Source organism: Anaeromyxobacter oryzae, from assembly GCF_023169945.1.
Taxonomy (GTDB): Bacteria; Myxococcota; Myxococcia; order Myxococcales; family Anaeromyxobacteraceae; genus Anaeromyxobacter; species Anaeromyxobacter oryzae.
Window position 1 is genome coordinate 6,237,089 of the sequence record NZ_AP025591.1, and the last position, 15,663, is coordinate 6,252,751.

Below are 15,663 nucleotides of genomic sequence, written 5' to 3' on the forward strand. Positions count from 1 at the left end.
GCGGCAAGTCCCGATGGGGCGTTCGTGCGCTTGATGTTCAGCAAATCTCGCGGTTTGACGGGGCGCAAGCTGGCGCCTGGCAGGTCGTGGACTGCAGCGAGGAACATCGTGTTCATATTGGCGTCATTCGGCGCTTTGCTGGGTTCGGTGGTCCGCTAGTACCGGAGACTCTCGTCGGTCGGTGCTTCCCGTGCGATGCTTGACTTGATGGGTCCAGTATTCTATAAACTCACGTTACGTAACCTACCCGGGATGTCGTGACGCAGATCAGGTGGAGAGCATCGGAATGAGGACTGCGACCACACAGAGGAGCAGCAAGGAGTTCGAGGAACTGGCCCCCTACCTGAAGGCGGTCAGGGACTTCCCACCTCTCAGCCGCGAAGACGAGCACGCGCTCGCGCTCCGCGCTCGCAAGGGAGAGGTCCGGGCGAAGCAGAAGCTCGTTCGCCACAATCTCGCGTTCGTGGTGGCGATCGCGCGGAAGCAGCGCCGCGGCACGGTCCGTCTGGACGACCTCATCCAGGAGGGCAACGTCGGCCTGATGCGCGCCGTCGAGAAGTTCGACCCGCACGCAGGAACCCGCTTCTCGACGTACGCGGTGTGGTGGATCCGCGCCTACATCGGGAAGTACTTGAAGGAGGCGCGCTCGACGGTGCGCCCGCAGAGCGGCACCGTCGCGCAGCCGGACCTCTCGCTCGACAGCGCCATCGACGAGGAGGGTGACGCCACCCACCTCGAGCGCATCGAGGACGACGGCCCCGGCCCGGAGGATACCTACCTCCTCGGCGAGGGCGACAGTGAGGTTCGGGACGCGCTCGGCAAGGTCCGCAAGCGCATCGGCGAGCTCGGCTGGGACATCGTGCACAACCGCCTCGAGCAGGATCAGCCTCGGACGCTCGAGGAGATCGGGAAGCGCTGGGGCGTCTCGCGCGAGCGCGTCCGCCAGGTCGAGCTCAAGACGAAGCAGTTCCTGCACCGGTACCTGCAGCCGGTGGAGCGCGACGCCGCCTAGGGCGCGTCGAGGCATCACCGACAGGAACGAGGCCCGTCGCCCTCCGGCGGCGGGCCTTCTTTCGTCCGCACCCGGTCGATCCGCGGTCGCTCGCGCGGATCGCGAGGTCGCGGGCGTCGCGTGGAGCGCCGACTTTTCGAGTGGTTCGGGCGCCCGCCACGACCGGCGGCGCTCTTGCAGTGGAGACCCCCGCGACCGCCGGCGACGCGCCGGCGATCGGGGAGGGCTCGTGGCCATCATCCTGAAGCAGCGGCTCCCGCTGGATTCCGCGCGCATCGACGGCGCCGTCGTGGACGCGGCAGCTCGGGCGCGCGCGATCGTCGAGGCCGCGCAGGACGAGGCGAGCGAGATCCGGAAGGGGATCGCCGTCGAGCGCGAACGCGCGCGCGCCGCGGGGGAGACGGAGGGCTACGAGACCGGGCGGGGGCGCGCGGCCGCGCTGCTCGCCGCGGCCGCGGCGGAGCGGGACCGGCTGCTCGGGACGCTCGCGCGGGACGTCGCCTCGCTCGCCCTCGACGTGGCGCGCCGCATCCTCGGCCGGGAGCTCGCGACCGCGCCCGGTGCCGTCGTCGACGTCGCGGCGCGAACCCTCGAGGGCGCGCGCGAGCGCGCCGTCGTGACGCTGCGGGCGAGCCCCGCGGACGTCCCGCGGCTGCGCGAGGCCGAGCCGCGCCTCTCCGCGCTGCTCGCTCGCGCGCCGGGGGTCGCGCTGCGGGAGGATCCGTCGCTCGCGCCGGGCGACGTCGTGGTCGAGACCGAGGCCGGCCGGCTCGACGGGCGCGTCGCCGCCCAGCTCGCCGCGCTCGAGCGGGCGCTCGCGGAGGTCGGATCGTGACGCTCGATCTCGGGCCGCTTCGAACGGCGCTCGCTGCGGCCGAGCCGCTCCCGCTCAGGGGTCGCGTCACGCGGCTCGCCGGGATGGTCGTCGAGGCGGCCGTCGCCGGGGTCCGGACGGGCGACGCGGTGGAGATCGCGCGCCCCGGGCGCGCGCCGCTGCTCGCCGAGGTGGTCGGGCTCCGGGAGGACCGCGCCGTGCTCGTGCCGCTCGGCGAGCCCGTCGGCGTGGGCTCCGACAGCGAGGTGGTCCCCACGGGCGCGCCCCTGGCGATCCGCGCCGGCGAGGCGCTCCTCGGGCGGATCCTGGACGGCCTCGGGCGGCCCATCGACGGCCGCCCGCTGCCCGCCGGCCTCGAGGAGTGGCCCGTGGAGCGGCCGGCGCCGGATCCGCTCGAGCGGCGCCCGGTGGCGGTGCCGCTGTCCCTCGGGGTCCGCGTGCTCGACGGGCTCCTCACCGCGGGGGAGGGGCAGCGGCTCGGGCTCTTCGCGGGGTCCGGAGTCGGGAAGTCGTCGCTCCTCGCGCAGATCGCGCGGAGCGCGCGCGCCGACGCCTGCGTCGTGTGCCTCGTCGGCGAGCGGGGTCGCGAGGTGCGGGAGTTCGTCGAGGGCGCGCTCGGCCCCGAGGGGCTCGCGCGGTCCGTGGTGGTGGTCGCGACGAGCGACGCGCCGGCGCTGGTGCGGCTCCGGGCGGCGCACGTCGCGACGGCCGTCGCGGAGTGGCTCGCGGACCAGGGGCGGAGCGTGCTGTTCCTGCTCGACTCGGTGACGCGCTACGCGCGCGCGCTCCGGGAGGTCGGCCTCGCGGCCGGTGAGCCACCGGCCAGGCAGGGCTACCCGGCGTCGGTGTTCTCCGCGTTGCCGCGCCTCCTCGAGCGGACGGGGAACCGTGCGCGCGGGGGCATCACCGCGCTGTACACGGTCCTCGTCGCCGGCGGCGACATGGAGGAGCCGATCGCCGACGAGGTGCGCGGGATCCTCGACGGGCACGTCGTGCTCGATCGCCGCCTCGCGGCGGCGGGGCGGTTCCCCGCCGTCGATCCGCTGCAGAGCGTGTCGCGCGTGATGCCCGCCGTGGCGGCTCCCGGACACCTCGCGGCGGCGGCGCGCCTCCGCGCGCTCCTCGCGGCGCACGAGCGCGTCCGGGATCTCGTGGCGCTCGGCGCGTACCGCGCCGGCGGGGACGCGGAGGCCGACGCCGCCCTCGAGCGCCTCCCGCACATCGAGGCCTTCCTGCGGCAGGGCGCCGGGGAGGCGACGCCGCTCGAGGAGACCGTCGCCCGGCTCGAGGCGCTCGTCGCGTGAGCGCGAGGTGGCCGCTCGAGGCGCTCCACGCGCTGCGCGTGCGGGAGGAGGACGCGGCCGGCGCGGCGCTCGCCGCGGCGTGCGAGCGGGAGCGGGCGCGGGCCGTCGAGCGCGCCGCGCGCGCGAGCGTGCTCGGCGAGTGCCGGGTGGCCCGGGCCGCGGTCGGGCGCGTCGAGCCCGGAGCCTCCGCGGGCGCGCTCGCGGCGCGGGGGCGAAGAGGCGCGCTGCTCCGTGTCGCGGAGCAGCGCGCCCAGGACGAGCTCCATCAGGCGGAGCGGCGCCTCGCGCTCGCGGGCGCGGACGTGGCCCGTGCGCGCGCCGCCTTCGTCGCGGCGGAGCGCGCCGTCGAGCTGCTCGAACGGCGCCGCGCGGCGTGGGAAGAGGCCCGGCGCAGGTGCCGCGCGCGCGCGGAGGAGGCGGCCCAGGACGACCGTGCGGCGGGGGGCGACGCGCTGCCCTAGCCGGGCGCGGTCGCGCCGATGAGCGCCTGCAGGCGCCCCACGAGCTCGGCGTTGTCGAACGGCTTCCTCACGAACCCGCTCGCCCCCGCCGCCGCCGCGCGCGCCGGGAGCTCCGCGCCCGGGCGCGCCGAGACCACGAGGATCGGGCCGGTGTAGCCGCTCGCGCGCATGCGGCGGCAGAGCTCGAGGCCGTCGATCCGTGGCATGGCCACGTCGAGCAGCACCGCCGCGGCGGAGGCCACCGCCGGCAGGGCCTCCTCGGCGGACCCGGCGATCACGGGTTCCATGCCCTCGAGCTCGAGCAGCGTCGCGAGGAAGTGGCAGATGTCGGCGTCATCGTCGACGAGCAGCACGCGCGCGCCCGCCACGCTTCACCTCGTGGCGAGCCGGGTCGTCACCTTGCCCTGCTCGCAGCGGATCGTGAGGGTCTTCGGCTTCATGTCGCCGGCAGCCGCGGCGCCGTCGCGCGTGAACTTCGCGGTGGCGACCACGATGCGCTCGCCGTCTCGCACCGTCTTCTTCTCGTAGCTCCACTCTCCGTCGAGCGTGAGGATCACGTCGGTCCAGATGTCCGCGGACGTGTTCGCGACGAGGACGTAGGTCTGGAGAGGATCTTCGAACGAGACCGTGACCTCGGCACCGAGCGCGTTCCCGCTGGAGGGGCACGCCAGCCAGAGGGTGAGGGCAGACAGACAGAACCAGGTGCCGACCACGGCGGCCCGCAAGCGGAAGAACCGGGTCGACTTCCGGTAGCCGTCGGCGACGTCCTGCGCGAGGTCGCGCGCGAGATCGCGCGCGAGGTCCTTCACGCGCTGGGCCGCGGCGAGCGGGTCGGGGCGGACGGGCTCCTTCATGCCGCGAGAGCGTACCGCCCGGGTGCCGGGCGCGACAAGCACCGGAGATGCTTCGCGCGCACCCTATGCTCCCGCGCCCTCGACGCCGGCCGCCGCGATGGCGCGCGTCTCGTCGCCTCCGGCGCCGCCCATCGTGCGATGCAGCGCGATGACGCGCCGGCGGACCTCCGTGAGCAGCGCATTCTTGTCGGGGAACGTCCGCGGATCGACCGGCTCGCCGAACGCGACGCGCGCCGTGCCTGGCGTCACCGCGATGACCTTCTTCGGCGTGATGAGACCGGTCCCGGAGATCGCGACCGGGACGACCGGCACGCCGGCCTCCATCGCGACGACGAACGGCCCCTTCTTGAACGGTTGGACGCGCCCGTCCAGCGAGCGCGTCCCCTCCGGGAAGACGATGAGGGAGATCCCGCCTCGCACCGCCTCGCCCGCGCGCCGGAGCGACGCCACGGCGCGCGCGTGGTGCCCCCGGTCGACGGGGATGTGCCCGCCGAGCCGCATGTACGTTCCGAAGATGGGGATCCGGAACAGCTCCTGCTTCGCGACGAACCGGATGCTGCGCGGAACGATCGAGAGCAGCACCCAGATGTCGAGCGCGCTCTCGTGGTTCGAGGCGAAGATGAGCGGGCCGTCCGGGAGGTTGGGGCGGTCGCGCTCCTCGACGCGGGTCCCGGCGACCCACAGGGCGGACGGCGCCCACGCGAAGCGCGCGAGCCAGATGGGGAAGTCACCGGAGCCCGTGACGATCATCACGGGCAGGCTCACCAGGAAGAAGAGCACCATGGTGAGGCCGCCGTAGAGGAGGACGGCGTAGCCGCGGATCCGCGCGCGCAAGGGGTCCTTGACGATGGGTGGAGCGATGCGCCCCGCTGGAGTCGTATATAGCACGGGGAGGGCAGCGACCCGCCCATCTGGAAGGGATCCATGAAGACTCCGCTGCGGTACTCCGACGAGGTCCGGGAGGCGCTCGGACGGGGCGGGCCCGTCGTCGCGCTCGAGACCAGCGTCGTCGCGCAGGGCCTCCCGCCTCCTCACAACCTCGATGCTGCAATGCGGTGCGCGGCCGCGGTGCGGCGGTCCGGCGCCGTCCCGGCGGCGGTGGCGGTGCTCGGGGGCGAGATCGTCGTCGGCGCGTCCGAGCCGGAGCTCGCGCGGCTCGCCGATCCCGGGCGGCGGCCGGCCAAGGCGGGCGCGCGGGACCTCGCCGCGCTCCTCGCCGCCGGCCTGGACGCGGGGACCACGGTCTCCGCCACCGCCGCCATCGCGACGCGCGCCGGGATCGCCATCTTCGCGACCGGCGGCATCGGAGGCGTGCATCGGGTGGACCCTGCCGAGCCCCCCTCGGGCGCGGCGGACGTGTCGGCCGATCTCGCCGAGATCGCGCGGGCGCGGGTGTGCGTGGTCTCGGCGGGCCCGAAGGCCATCCTCGATCTCCCGGCTACCGCCGAGGCGCTCGAGACGCTGGGCGTCCCGCTGCTCGGGTTCCGCACGAGCGAGCTGCCGGCCTTCTACGCGGACGCGAGCGGCGTCGCCCTCGAGCACCGCGTCGAGGACGCCGCGGGCGCCGCGCGCGTGCTGCGGCTCCAGTGGGACGCGCTCGGGCGTGGCGAGGGCGTGCTCCTCCTCGTGCCCCCGCCGGATCCGGTGCCTCGCGAGGTGGTCGAGACGGCGGTGCTCGCGGCGCTCGGCCAGGCGCGGGAGCGCGGTGTCCGGGGGAAGGCGGTGACCCCGTTCCTGCTCGAGGCGGTCGCCCGCGCGACGCACGGCCGGGCGCGGGAGGCGAACCTGGCGCTGCTCGAGCGGAACGCGGGCGTCGCGGGAGAGGTCGCCGTGGCGCTCTCCGCGGCCCGCGGCGGCGCCCCTGCGCTACAATCACCTCCCGCATGACGCCGCCGCCGGACGCCCTTCCCATCTTCGTCGCCGATCCCGAAGCCCTCGCCCGCCTCCTCGAGGCGCTGCGCGACGAGCCGGTGGTCGCCGTCGACACCGAATCGAACAGCTTCCACGTGTACCGGGAACGCGTCTGCCTCGTGCAGCTCTCGACGCGCTCCCAGCACTTCGTCGTCGACCCGCTCGCCGTCGACGTCCGCCCGCTCGGGCCGGTGCTCTCCGACGGACGCGAGACCGTCCTGCACGGAGCGGACTATGACGTCCGCTGCCTGAAGCGCGAGTACGGGTGGCGGCTGCCGCGCCTCTTCGACACGTTCGCGGCCGCGCGGCGGCTCGGGCGCGAGCAGCTCGGCCTCTCGGCGCTCGTCGAGGCCCAGTTCGGGGTTCGCCTCTCGAAGACGTTCCAGAAGTCGGACTGGGGCCGCCGCCCGCTGACGCGCGAGCAGCTGGCGTACGCCTCGCTCGACACCCGCTACCTCCTCCCGCTCCGCGATCTGCTCGCCGGCGAGCTCGACGCGCGCGGCGTAGCCGACGAGGCGCGGCGCGAGTTCGACCGCATCGCCTCGGTCGAGCCGCGCGAGCGCGTGTTCGATCCGGAGGGGTGGCGTCGCATCCGGGGGGCCCGCGACCTCGATCCCGCGGGCCGGGACGTCCTGAAGGCCCTCTACCTCGCGCGCGAGGACCGCGCACGCGCGAGCGATCGGCCTCCGTTCAAGGTGCTCGGCGAGCAGACGATGATCGACATCGCGCGCCGCCGCCCGCGCTCGGCCGACGAGCTGACGGGCTTCCCCGGCCTCACGCCTTCCGTGCTCCGCCGGATGGGCGACGCGATCCTCGCAGCCGTGAAGAGCGCCGCGCCGGACGCCTAGAACGCCACGCCGAAGGGCGGCGCCGCGACGGGGTGGAGGGGGTCCACCGGGGCCGCGGGCTCGCCGGCGAGCGCGCGGTAGACGTCCCAGTCCGACAGGACGATCTTCACGTACTGCCGGGTCTCCCGGTACGGGATCGACTCGACCCAGGCGTCGAGCGGCATCCCGGCGCGCGCGCTGGCCCACTCCGCGGCCGCGCGCGGCCCGGCGTTGTAGGCGGCGAGCGCGACCGCGGGGTCCTGGAACCGCTCCTGGAGCAGCGCGAGATAGTGCGCCCCGACGGCCACGCTGACCTCGGGCTCGGCGAGCCGGGAGCCGACGCCGGACGAGACGCCGAGCATCGCGCCCAGCCGCTCGGCGGTCGCGGGGCGGAGCTGCAGGAGCCCCTCGGCGCCGGCGCCGCTGCGGGCCTCGCGCCGGAAGCTCGACTCGCGGCGCATGATCGCGAGGAGGAGCGTCGCGTCGAGCCCGAACGCCCGGGCGCGGGCGGGCAGCACGGAAGGGAGCGCCTCGGGGTGTCCCCAGCGGAGCGCGCGCCGCGTCGGCGCGAGGTGGTCGCGCGCGATCCGGAAGGGCAGCTCGGCATCGCCGGTGAACGCCGCGAGCTGCGCCACGAGCGGCGCCGCCGGCCGGACCGCCGCGGACCGGGCGAGGTCCCGCAGCTCCTCGAGGGCGGCGTCCTCGAGCCCGAGCCCGAGCAGCTCGACCGCGACGGACAGCTTCACGGACGCGCCGGGATCGGCCGCCTCGGGCAGCGGCCGCGCCGGAGGGCGCGCCGGGCGCGGCGCGGGCGCCCCCAGCGCCGCCAGGCGGGCGCGGGCGAGCAGCCCGTACCAGCCGTCACCGGCGCGTGCGAGCGCGACGCGGTAGAGCGCCTTCTGGCGTGCCGGGCTCGGGTCGAGCCGCGCCTGCCAGTACGCGGCCGCGTCGCCGAGCGGGCCGCGCGCGAGCTTCGCGAGCGCGCGCGACGCCTCCGCTGCGTGGCCCAGGCGGTACCGCGACCACGCCGCGAACCAGAGCGCGTCCTCGGCGCGGCGCGATCGCCGGTTCGCCCGCGCGAACGCCTCGAGCGCGATCGCGGCCCGCTCGAACGCGCCGGCGTCGTAGTACAGCCAGGCCGCGAGGAATGCGGACTCGTCGGAGAGGTCGCGCTGCCTCCACTCCGGAAGGCCCGCGACGGGCGCGGACAGCGCCGCCACCTCCGCGTAGCGCCGGCTCGCCTCGTCGAGGCGGCCGGCGCGCGCGGCGACCCTGGCGAGGACCCACCGCGACGTCCGCCGGACGCAGAGGTCGTCGGCGTCGGCGAAGGGCGCTGCGAGCTGCTCCGCGTCGGCGTACCGGCCCAGCGCGAGGAGGGCGGCGGCGCGGAAGACCTCGATCCGGCCCCGCACCGGCGCGACCTCGCCCACCTCCGCGTCCGCCGCGGCGGCGATCGCCGCGAGCGCCGCCTCGGGGCGCCCCGCGGCGAGGAGCCGATCGGCGCGGGTGAGCTCGTCGGAGGCCGTCGGCTGAGGCACGGGACCACCCGCCGAGCGCCAGGACGCGAGCGCGTCGCCGGCGGGCTGCGCCTCGGGAAGGTCGGCCTCGAGCCAGAGGGCCCGGAACGTGTCCACCGCGCCGGCGTCGTCTCCCACCGCGCGGCGCGCGCGCGCCAGGGCGAGCCGCGCCGCGGACGCCGTGGGCGCGTCCGGCGAGGTGGAGGTCCGGAGCAGCGCGTCGAGGACGGGCACCGCCTCCGCGGCGAGCCCGGTCGCGAGCAGCGCCTGGGCCTCGCGGAGGCGCGCGCGGGCGGCGAGCGCGAGGTCGGTCGGGCGCGCTGCTTCCTCGAAGAGGCGCGCCGCCGCGGGCGTGTCGCCCGCCGCCAGGAGCGCCTCGCCGCGCGCGTATGCGAGGTGTGCGCGCGCCGGCGCCGTCGGCGGCGCGAGCGCGACCTCGAGCGACGCCGCGGCCTCTGCCGACTCGCCGCGGGCGGCGAGCGCGAGCCCGAGCGCGGCGGACGCGCGCGCGCCCGCGGCCCCGCGCGGACGCGCGACGAGCGCCCTCCGCGCGGCCGCCTCCGACGCGCTCGCGCGACCCGCGGCGAGGCTCTGGGCAGCGTCGCCGATCCCCGAGAGCCAGTCGCAGAGCGGGGTCGACGCTGCGTGCGCCGCGCGCGGCGCCAATGCCGCCACGCAGAGCACCGCAGCGACCGCCGCGACGGTGCGCCGCGGCACACAAACCCGGGCTGGGACGGAGCTTTCCACGCGCTTGGGAGAGGGTAACCCAACGAGGGGGGTGGGGGCCTTGACTCGGTGCATTCGGGGGCGCGATATAGCCCGCGTTCTCCAGCCGTCCAGGCGGCCGGACGTACGCTTTTGCATTCTCAACATTGCTGGGCGGCTGGCCGGGCTTCGGAGAGGGGGCCGGGTCACGACGGGAGGGGGCCACGACGTACCGTCGCGCCGCTTTGGATGGCTCTGCCATCCGGAGGAGTCCATCGTGCTCGCCAAGCCTTGTCCCACGGAGCTCACCGCGCCCATCAACCCGGATCGCGGTGTCGAGGGACACCGCAACCTGTTCTGCAACTTCTACGACAGCTGCCTCGACGAGGCGGTGAAGAAGGGCTGGAACAGCTGGACGTGCACGCGTTGCCCGCTCCACGCGGACGAGCCGGAGGTCGAGGGCGGGATCGAGAGCTACGCGACGCAGCGACGCCTCGTATGACGCGCGCGCGCACCCGTCAGTCCGTGTAGATCACCGCGATGAACAGCCGGCCGGGGCCGAACCGGCGGCTGTCGCCGGTCGCCACGCCGACGCCTACTCGCCGGAACCGCCGATCCCTCAGGTTCGCCGAGCGGACCGCGTCCTCCGGCGCGCTCGCCACGAAGACATCCACCGCCGCGAGCGTCCTGCGGAGCGCGAGCGCACGCGCGTCGAGATCGCCGGGGTCCGTCGCGTCGCGCGCCCGCATGTCCTCCGCCGCCGCCGCCGCGAGCGCGTCGAGGGCGTCGTCCGCGGTGAGCGGCGCCTGGCCGAGGCGAGCGCGCTCGCGCCAGAGCGCGTCGCGAATGCGCGCCGCCGGGCGGAGCGGGCTGTCCGCGCCGTCGTCCGGCGGCTCGACCAGGATCTCCGTGAGGTAGACCGCGGGACCGCCCGAAGGCAGCTGCCCGCGCGCGATCCCCACCCCGACGCGCGTCGCGCGGGGCTGCAGCATGTTCCCGCGGTGCGCGGGGCTCTCCTCGGCCGCCTCGTGCGCCGCGAGCGCGGTCCCGCCGCGCGCGACGTTCTCGTACGCGCGCCGGTACGGGACGGACGCGGCGCGGAGCCGGTCCGACAGCTCGCCCGAGCCGGGGAGCACGTGCGCGATGCGCCCGGCGTCGCGCATGCGGTCGCTGTGCCGGCGTGCCGCGGCGGCGAGCGCGGGCGCGCTCCGGACCGGAGAAAGCCCGTGCGCAGCCCGGAGGGCGTTCAGCGCGCGGATCACCGCCGCCTCCGCGTCGGCGTCCCCTGCGACCTCCCCGGGCGCGGCAGCGCGCAGAGCCGGACCGGCCGCCGCGGTCGCTCCCGCGTCCACCGCGAGGAGCGCCGCGACCTCCGGGCCGCCTCGCCCGTCGGCGACGACCTCGAGTACCCAGCGGCCCGCGGCCGAGAACGTCACGGGCGCCCGGAACGCGGCGTCGCCGCTCGCGTCCAGCTCCCGGACGTCGCCCGACGGGAGCGTCGCGAAGACGCGCGCGCGCCGCAGACCGCCCTCGAGCGCGCCGGACAGCGTCACCGTCGCGCCCGGCGCGACGGACCGCGGGAAGGGCGAGAGCCGCGCCTTCCGGACGGAGGCCAGCAGCACGAGGACGGTCGAGCCGTCCACCTCCGCGGCGCCGACCCCCACGTGGCTCGCGGTCACGCCGGTGACCGCGTCGGCGAGCGCCGCCGGCAACCCGTCCGCCCGTCCCCGCACGAGGAACGCGGCGGGCGCGGGGTCGTAGGCGAGGCCGTCCGCCATCGCGGCGCGGCGCCCGGCGGGTCCGATGGGTTCGGCCACGCCCTCCGCGGCGCGCCGGGCCAGCGCGCGCGCGGCGAGCGCGAGCGCCCCGGACGGACGGGGCGGTCGACCAGACGCGGCGAGCCGCTCGCGGACGGCGTCGAGCGCCGCCGACTCCACCGGCGCGAGCGCGACCGTCGGCTCCTCTCCGTAGCGGGGGGCGGCGGCGGCCGGAGGGGCTGCGGGGGAACGCTCGTCGAGGGTGGCGGGCGTCGCCGGGGCGGAGGCGCGTGCAGCGGAAGCGCGCGCGCACCCGCAGCAGAGCGCGATCGCTGCAGCGAGCGATCGAGCCGCGGGCGACACGGGTCTCACCGCGGCGGATCCACGCGGACGTCGAGCCCGAGCGCGATCTTCCGTCCGAGCCGGGCGTTGACCCGGTCGCACACCATCGCCTCGTTCGCGACGAGCTGCGCGGCCCAGGCATCGGACCGGACGAGGACCAGCAGGCGGCCGTCGCGCATGAGGCCGCGCATGGACGCCTCGCGCGCCAGCCGCGGCCCGCAGGCGTCCGCGAAGGCGGCCGCGAGCGCCGGCGCCTGCGCCTCCGGTCGCCGCCCGAGGATCTCGGCGAGCGCTGCGGCGGCGGTCTTCCGGCGGCCTCTCATCGGCGGCGGAACCTAAGGGGGCACCGGCACACGCGTCAAGACCGACTGCGACAACGGGTCGCGCCTGCCGCCGGGGTGCGGCGCTGTGCTAACGTCTCTCCCGTTCCGGGGGCGACGTTCGTGTCTTTCATCTCGACGGTCGCGGGTGAGTCACCCGCACAGGCCCACACGCCTGCATCAGCCGGTCGCGCGATCGGCCGCGAGCAGCGCGGGCGCCTGAACCTTTCCTGGCTCGTCCAGCTTCACTGGTGGGCGATTCTCGGCCAGGGGGTCATCATCACGGGGGCGGCAGCCTGGACGCACATCGGCCTGCCCGTGATCACGCTGATCGTCCTGCTCGGGCTGGAGGTCGCAGGCAACGTGGCGCTCGGCGCATGGGCCAGGCGGGCGCACGTGACGGACGGCGCCATCGCGGTCGTCATGCTGCTCGACGCGGTGGTCCTCACGGTCCTGCTCGATCTCACCGGCGGCGCCTCCAACCCGTTCTCGACGCTCTACCTCGTGAACGTCGCGCTCGCGGCCGTGCTGCTCCCGCCGCGCTGGTCGTGGCTGCTCATGGGCGCGAGCCTCGCGGGCTTCGGCTCGCTCTTCGTCCACGAAAAGTTCTTCGGGCCGAGCCACCACATCCGCTCGACCATGGATCACGCGCAGATGATGGCGGCGCACCTGCGGGGCATGTGGGTCGCGTTCGCGCTCGCCGCCGTGTTCGTGGTCTTCTTCGTCCAGCGCGTCACGCGGGCGCTCGGGGATCGCGAGCGGGAGCTGCAGACCGCGCGCGGCCGCGCCCAGCGCCGGGAGAAGCTCGCGTCGCTCGCGACGCTCGCGGCGGGCGCGGCGCACGAGCTCTCGACGCCGCTCGCGACGATCGCGATCGTCGCGAAGGAGCTCCAGCGCTCGCTGCCCGAGGACGCGTCCCAGGAGGTCCGGTACGATCTCACGCTCGTGCGCGAGCAGGTCGCGCGGTGCCGGGAGATCCTGGACCGCATGTCCGTCAACGCCGGCGAGAACGTCGGCGAGCCCATCGCGATGCTGCCGGTCCGGGACTGGATCGGCGCCGCGCTCGAGGGGCTGAACGGGCGCGAGCGCGTGAACGTGCAGGTCGCGGACGACGCCGGGGAAGCGGTGCTGTCCGGTCCGCCGCGCGGGCTCGCGGATGCACTCAGAGGATTGCTCAAGAACGCGCTGCAGGCGTCCTCGCCGGGCGAGACGGTGGACTTCCGCGCGTTCCCATCGGGCGAATACATCCGGCTCGCGGTGGTGGACCGCGGTCGGGGGATGACGCCGGAGGTGCTCTCCCGCGTCGGGGAGCCGTTCTTCACCACGAAGGTTCCGGGGGAGGGCATGGGGCTGGGCCTCTTCCTCACCCGGGCGCTGGCCGAGAATCTCGGCGGCGAGTTTCACATCACCTCCACCCCGGGGGAGGGGACGGAGGCACGCATCGACCTGCCGGCGAGCACCGCTGGCGACAGGAGGACCGCATGACGACGACGACGTCCGAAGTGACTCACGAGACCCTGCCGAGCATCCTGCTCGTCGACGATGACGAGGTGCTGCGCGAGCGCCTCGCTACCGCGATCCGCGCGCGGGGCTACGAGGTGCGGACGGCCGGCAGCGCCGACGAGGCGATGCGCGAGGCGACGCGCGAGTCGCCCGAGATGGCGGTGCTCGACCTGCGCATGCCGGGCGGCTCGGGCCTCGAGATCCTGCGCGAGCTCCGCAAGCAGGACCCGTCCACCCGCGTGCTCATGCTGACGGGCTACGGGAGCATCTCGACGGCGGTCGAGGCGGTCCGCGAGGGCGCGGTCGGCTACCTGCCGAAGCCCGCCGACGCTGACGAGATCCTCGCCGCGCTGAACGGCACGAACACCGCGAAGGAGAAGGGCATCGAGACGCCCTCGCTCGCGCGGGCGGAGTGGGAGCACATCCAGCGGGTGCTGACGGACTGCGGCGGGAACATCTCGGAGGCGGCGCGCCGCCTCGGGATCCACCGTCGATCGCTGCAGCGCAAGCTCCACAAGTACCCGCCGGCGCGCTGATCGCTCGCCGCTCCGTCAGCCGGCCTGCCAGCCGCGCGCCCCCGCCGGGGTCGCCGCGCGGCCGGCTGTGCTCGTGTTGGCGCCGAAGATCTCCACCTCCGCCGCTCCGCCCCGCGCGGGACGAATCCTTTTCGCCGGGCGAGGGTCTCGACTAAGTGAACCGGGCGCGGCACGCCGATGGACGGCGGGCGCCTCGAGGGAACGAGAGACATGGGCGAAGCGACGACCACGGTCGAGATCAACCCGCAGAACTTCAAGCAGGTCGTGGAGAAGGACGGGATCGTCCTCATCGACTGGTGGGCGCCGTGGTGCGGCCCCTGCCGGATGTTCGCTCCCACGTACGAGAAGGTCGCGAAGAAGCACCCCGACATCACGTTCGCGAAGGTGAACACCGAGGCGGAGCCCGACCTCGCGGGCTCGTTCGAGATCCGCTCCATCCCGACGCTGATGATCCTGCGCGATCGCGTGCTGCTCTTCTCGCAGGCCGGCGCGCTGCCGGAGGCCGGGCTCGAGGATCTCATCCGCCAGGTCCGCGCGCTCGACATGGACAAGGTCCGGGCGGACATCGCGGCGCAGGAGAAGACCGCCGAGGCGTCATAGGCAGTGCGCGCGAAGAAGAGCGAAGGGCGGGTGGCTCGCGCCGCCCGCCCTTCGTCGTTCCAGCGGTCGTGTTGCGCGCCGCCCCTACTTGGTTCCGGTGTCCGTCGTCGAGCCTCCGGTCGAGCTGCCGGCCGCGCCGGAGCTGCCGCCCATCGTCGTGTCCGTCGAGCCGGCCGACGAGCCGGTCGTGTCGGACTTCGAGCCCGACGTCGTCCCCGACGTGCCCGAGGAGGTGGAGTGCTTCTTCGCCTTCTTCTTGGTGGTGGTGCCGGTCGACTTCTCGGTTCCCGTCGCGCCGGAGGACATGACCTCGAGCCGGTTCACCTGCAGCGTGTCTCCGGTGCCCGAGTAGCTCGCGCGGACCTGGTCGCCTTCCTTGATGTCGCTGATCGAGCCCTGCTGCCCGTCCTTCATGATCTGCGTGTCGTCGCTGACGCGGAGCTTCTTGTCGGAGTCGGAGAGCGTCAGCTCCTTCGAGTCCTTGTCGAACTTCTTGACCGTGCCGGTGAGCTGCTGGCTCGTCGCGGAGCTCGAGCCCATCTCACCACTCTTGGAGGCGGACGCGCCGGAGGAGCCGGTCCCCATGTCGCTCGAGCCGGTCTTGCCCATCGAACCGGTCTTCGCGCCGGTGCTGTCGCTCGTCCCCGCGGCGGAGCCCGTCGACGTGTCGCTCGACGCCGCGCCGCTGCCGGTGCCACCCATCGTCCCGCTGCTCGAGCCCATCGATCCGCGGCTCGAGTCGTCCGTCTTCGTCGAGCTGCTCGAGCCCGGCGAGGTCGTGTCCGGGCTGGTCGAGCCGGCGCCGGTGCCGTACTTCGAGCTCGAAGAGGAGCCCGCGTCGGGAGACGTCGAGGTGCTGCTGCCGGAGCCGCCCATCTTGTCGGTGGACGTCTGGCCCGATGTCGAGGACCCCGTTCCCGATTGCGCGTGCGCCGGCGGCGCCGCGACGAGCAGCCCAGCCATCGCGAGGCTGGCCGCCGTACCCCATCCGAAATACCTCATTCCATCCTCCCCTGAATCGGTCCGTCGGTTTTCGTTGGAAGCCCGGCTGCGAGGCCGCGGCTCGTGCGTGTTGGCTTCAATACGGTAGTGACCCGCTCCCGCCAGGGCAGTGGCGGCCCCCGAGGGTTCCGCGCGCTGCGGGGCGTGCCCTCGCGCGAGGGGCATCGCGCGACGGGC

Annotated in this window: 18 protein-coding genes; 11 read left to right on the forward strand and 7 right to left on the reverse strand. The window is 75.0% G+C overall.

The annotated features are described in order from the left end of the window. The first annotated feature begins 286 nt into the window (after positions 1-286). From AMOR_RS27390 to AMOR_RS27405, 4 genes are all read left to right on the forward strand, one after another. Entirely contained in the window at positions 287-1,012 is a 726-nt protein-coding gene (locus tag AMOR_RS27390; protein ID WP_248356389.1) for a sigma-70 family RNA polymerase sigma factor, read from the forward strand. Positions 1,013-1,241: 229 nt separating this feature from the next. After that, entirely contained in the window at positions 1,242-1,847 is a 606-nt protein-coding gene (locus AMOR_RS27395; RefSeq protein ID WP_248356391.1) for a FliH/SctL family protein, read from the forward strand. Continuing rightward, positions 1,844-3,151 (forward strand): FliI/YscN family ATPase, encoded by a 1,308-nt coding sequence (locus AMOR_RS27400; protein WP_318653839.1) that lies wholly within the window; start codon positions 1,844-1,846, stop codon positions 3,149-3,151. The genes AMOR_RS27395 and AMOR_RS27400 overlap by 4 nt, the downstream gene beginning before the upstream one ends. Beyond that, on the forward strand, positions 3,148-3,612 hold the full coding sequence (locus AMOR_RS27405) for a hypothetical protein (protein WP_248356393.1): 465 nt from the start codon (positions 3,148-3,150) through the stop codon (positions 3,610-3,612). The genes AMOR_RS27400 and AMOR_RS27405 overlap by 4 nt, the downstream gene beginning before the upstream one ends. Here AMOR_RS27405 and AMOR_RS27410 read toward each other — a convergent pair. The 3 genes from AMOR_RS27410 to AMOR_RS27420 form a co-directional block, all read right to left on the reverse strand. Continuing rightward, positions 3,609-3,980 (reverse strand): response regulator transcription factor, encoded by a 372-nt coding sequence (locus AMOR_RS27410; RefSeq protein ID WP_248356395.1) that lies wholly within the window; start codon positions 3,978-3,980, stop codon positions 3,609-3,611. The genes AMOR_RS27405 and AMOR_RS27410 overlap by 4 nt on opposite strands. Positions 3,981-3,983: 3 nt before the next feature. Next, a complete protein-coding gene (locus AMOR_RS27415) occupies positions 3,984-4,466 on the reverse strand; it encodes a hypothetical protein (RefSeq protein ID WP_248356397.1) in 483 nt (160 codons plus the stop codon). Positions 4,467-4,529: 63 nt separating this feature from the next. Then, on the reverse strand, positions 4,530-5,300 hold the full coding sequence (locus tag AMOR_RS27420) for a lysophospholipid acyltransferase family protein (RefSeq protein WP_248356399.1): 771 nt from the start codon (positions 5,298-5,300) through the stop codon (positions 4,530-4,532). A 90-nt stretch (positions 5,301-5,390) separates the two neighbouring features. Between AMOR_RS27420 and AMOR_RS27425 the strand changes: the two genes are divergently transcribed. Together AMOR_RS27425 and AMOR_RS27430 are read left to right on the forward strand one after the other, a co-directional pair. Next, entirely contained in the window at positions 5,391-6,353 is a 963-nt protein-coding gene (locus tag AMOR_RS27425; protein WP_248356401.1) for a pseudouridine-5'-phosphate glycosidase, read from the forward strand. After that, entirely contained in the window at positions 6,350-7,225 is an 876-nt protein-coding gene (locus tag AMOR_RS27430; RefSeq protein ID WP_248356409.1) for a ribonuclease D, read from the forward strand. Before AMOR_RS27425 ends, AMOR_RS27430 begins: the two co-directional genes overlap by 4 nt. On the opposite strand, the gene AMOR_RS27435 is transcribed toward AMOR_RS27430, so the two are convergent. After that, positions 7,222-9,438: a lytic transglycosylase domain-containing protein gene (locus AMOR_RS27435; protein ID WP_248356416.1), complete on the reverse strand. Its 2,217-nt coding sequence runs from the start codon at positions 9,436-9,438 to the stop codon at positions 7,222-7,224. The two genes, AMOR_RS27430 and AMOR_RS27435, sit on opposite strands and share 4 nt — an antisense overlap. A 265-nt stretch (positions 9,439-9,703) precedes the next feature. Between AMOR_RS27435 and AMOR_RS27440 the strand changes: the two genes are divergently transcribed. Next, the gene (locus tag AMOR_RS27440; protein WP_248356417.1) at positions 9,704-9,928 is read left to right on the forward strand and encodes a hypothetical protein; all 225 of its coding nucleotides are present in this window, start codon (positions 9,704-9,706) and stop codon (positions 9,926-9,928) included. A 16-nt stretch (positions 9,929-9,944) separates the two neighbouring features. Here the strand turns inward: AMOR_RS27440 and AMOR_RS27445 are convergent, their stop codons facing one another. After that, a complete protein-coding gene (locus AMOR_RS27445) occupies positions 9,945-11,546 on the reverse strand; it encodes a CAP domain-containing protein (RefSeq protein ID WP_248356419.1) in 1,602 nt (533 codons plus the stop codon). A gap of 5 nt (positions 11,547-11,551) precedes the next feature. Continuing rightward, positions 11,552-11,848, reverse strand: a complete 297-nt coding sequence (locus AMOR_RS27450; protein ID WP_248356421.1) for a DciA family protein — start codon at positions 11,846-11,848, stop codon at positions 11,552-11,554. A gap of 120 nt (positions 11,849-11,968) precedes the next feature. On the opposite strand from AMOR_RS27450, the gene AMOR_RS27455 reads away from it, so the two are divergent. The 3 genes from AMOR_RS27455 to trxA all read left to right on the forward strand — a co-directional run bounded on the left by AMOR_RS27455 (position 11,969) and on the right by trxA (position 14,484). After that, positions 11,969-13,330 carry an ATP-binding protein gene (locus tag AMOR_RS27455; RefSeq protein ID WP_404800923.1) on the forward strand — a complete coding sequence of 454 codons (1,362 nt, stop codon included), beginning with the start codon at positions 11,969-11,971 and terminating at the stop codon, positions 13,328-13,330. Continuing rightward, a complete protein-coding gene (locus AMOR_RS27460; protein WP_248356423.1) occupies positions 13,327-13,884 on the forward strand; it encodes a response regulator transcription factor in 558 nt (185 codons plus the stop codon). The genes AMOR_RS27455 and AMOR_RS27460 overlap by 4 nt, the downstream gene beginning before the upstream one ends. A 210-nt stretch (positions 13,885-14,094) precedes the next feature. Continuing rightward, positions 14,095-14,484, forward strand: a complete 390-nt coding sequence (gene trxA / locus AMOR_RS27465) for a thioredoxin (RefSeq protein WP_248356432.1) — start codon at positions 14,095-14,097, stop codon at positions 14,482-14,484. 84 nt (positions 14,485-14,568) lie between these two features. Here trxA and AMOR_RS27470 read toward each other — a convergent pair whose 3' ends face one another. After that, a complete protein-coding gene (locus tag AMOR_RS27470) occupies positions 14,569-15,024 on the reverse strand; it encodes a hypothetical protein (protein ID WP_248356434.1) in 456 nt (151 codons plus the stop codon). Positions 15,025-15,067: 43 nt separating this feature from the next. On the opposite strand from AMOR_RS27470, the gene AMOR_RS27475 reads away from it, so the two are divergent. After that, complete coding sequence (locus tag AMOR_RS27475) at positions 15,068-15,574, forward strand: hypothetical protein (protein ID WP_248356436.1); 507 nt, start codon at positions 15,068-15,070, stop codon at positions 15,572-15,574. Positions 15,575-15,663 lie beyond the last annotated feature (89 nt).

What these genes read in the sequence shown, in the direction of transcription:
- AMOR_RS27475 (WP_248356436.1), top strand. Translation starts at nt 15,068, where the DNA reads ATGTCGCTCGAGCCGGTCTTGCCCATCGAACCGGTCTTCGCGCCGGTG.
- AMOR_RS27390 (WP_248356389.1), top strand. Translation starts at nt 287, where the DNA reads ATGAGGACTGCGACCACACAGAGGAGCAGCAAGGAGTTCGAGGAACTG.
- AMOR_RS27450 (WP_248356421.1), bottom strand. Translation starts at nt 11,848, where the DNA reads ATGAGAGGCCGCCGGAAGACCGCCGCCGCAGCGCTCGCCGAGATCCTC.
- trxA (WP_248356432.1), top strand. Translation starts at nt 14,095, where the DNA reads ATGGGCGAAGCGACGACCACGGTCGAGATCAACCCGCAGAACTTCAAG.
- AMOR_RS27425 (WP_248356401.1), top strand. Translation starts at nt 5,391, where the DNA reads ATGAAGACTCCGCTGCGGTACTCCGACGAGGTCCGGGAGGCGCTCGGA.
- AMOR_RS27460 (WP_248356423.1), top strand. Translation starts at nt 13,327, where the DNA reads ATGACGACGACGACGTCCGAAGTGACTCACGAGACCCTGCCGAGCATC.
- AMOR_RS27430 (WP_248356409.1), top strand. Translation starts at nt 6,350, where the DNA reads ATGACGCCGCCGCCGGACGCCCTTCCCATCTTCGTCGCCGATCCCGAA.
- AMOR_RS27415 (WP_248356397.1), bottom strand. Translation starts at nt 4,466, where the DNA reads ATGAAGGAGCCCGTCCGCCCCGACCCGCTCGCCGCGGCCCAGCGCGTG.
- AMOR_RS27470 (WP_248356434.1), bottom strand. Translation starts at nt 15,024, where the DNA reads ATGGGCTCGAGCTCCGCGACGAGCCAGCAGCTCACCGGCACGGTCAAG.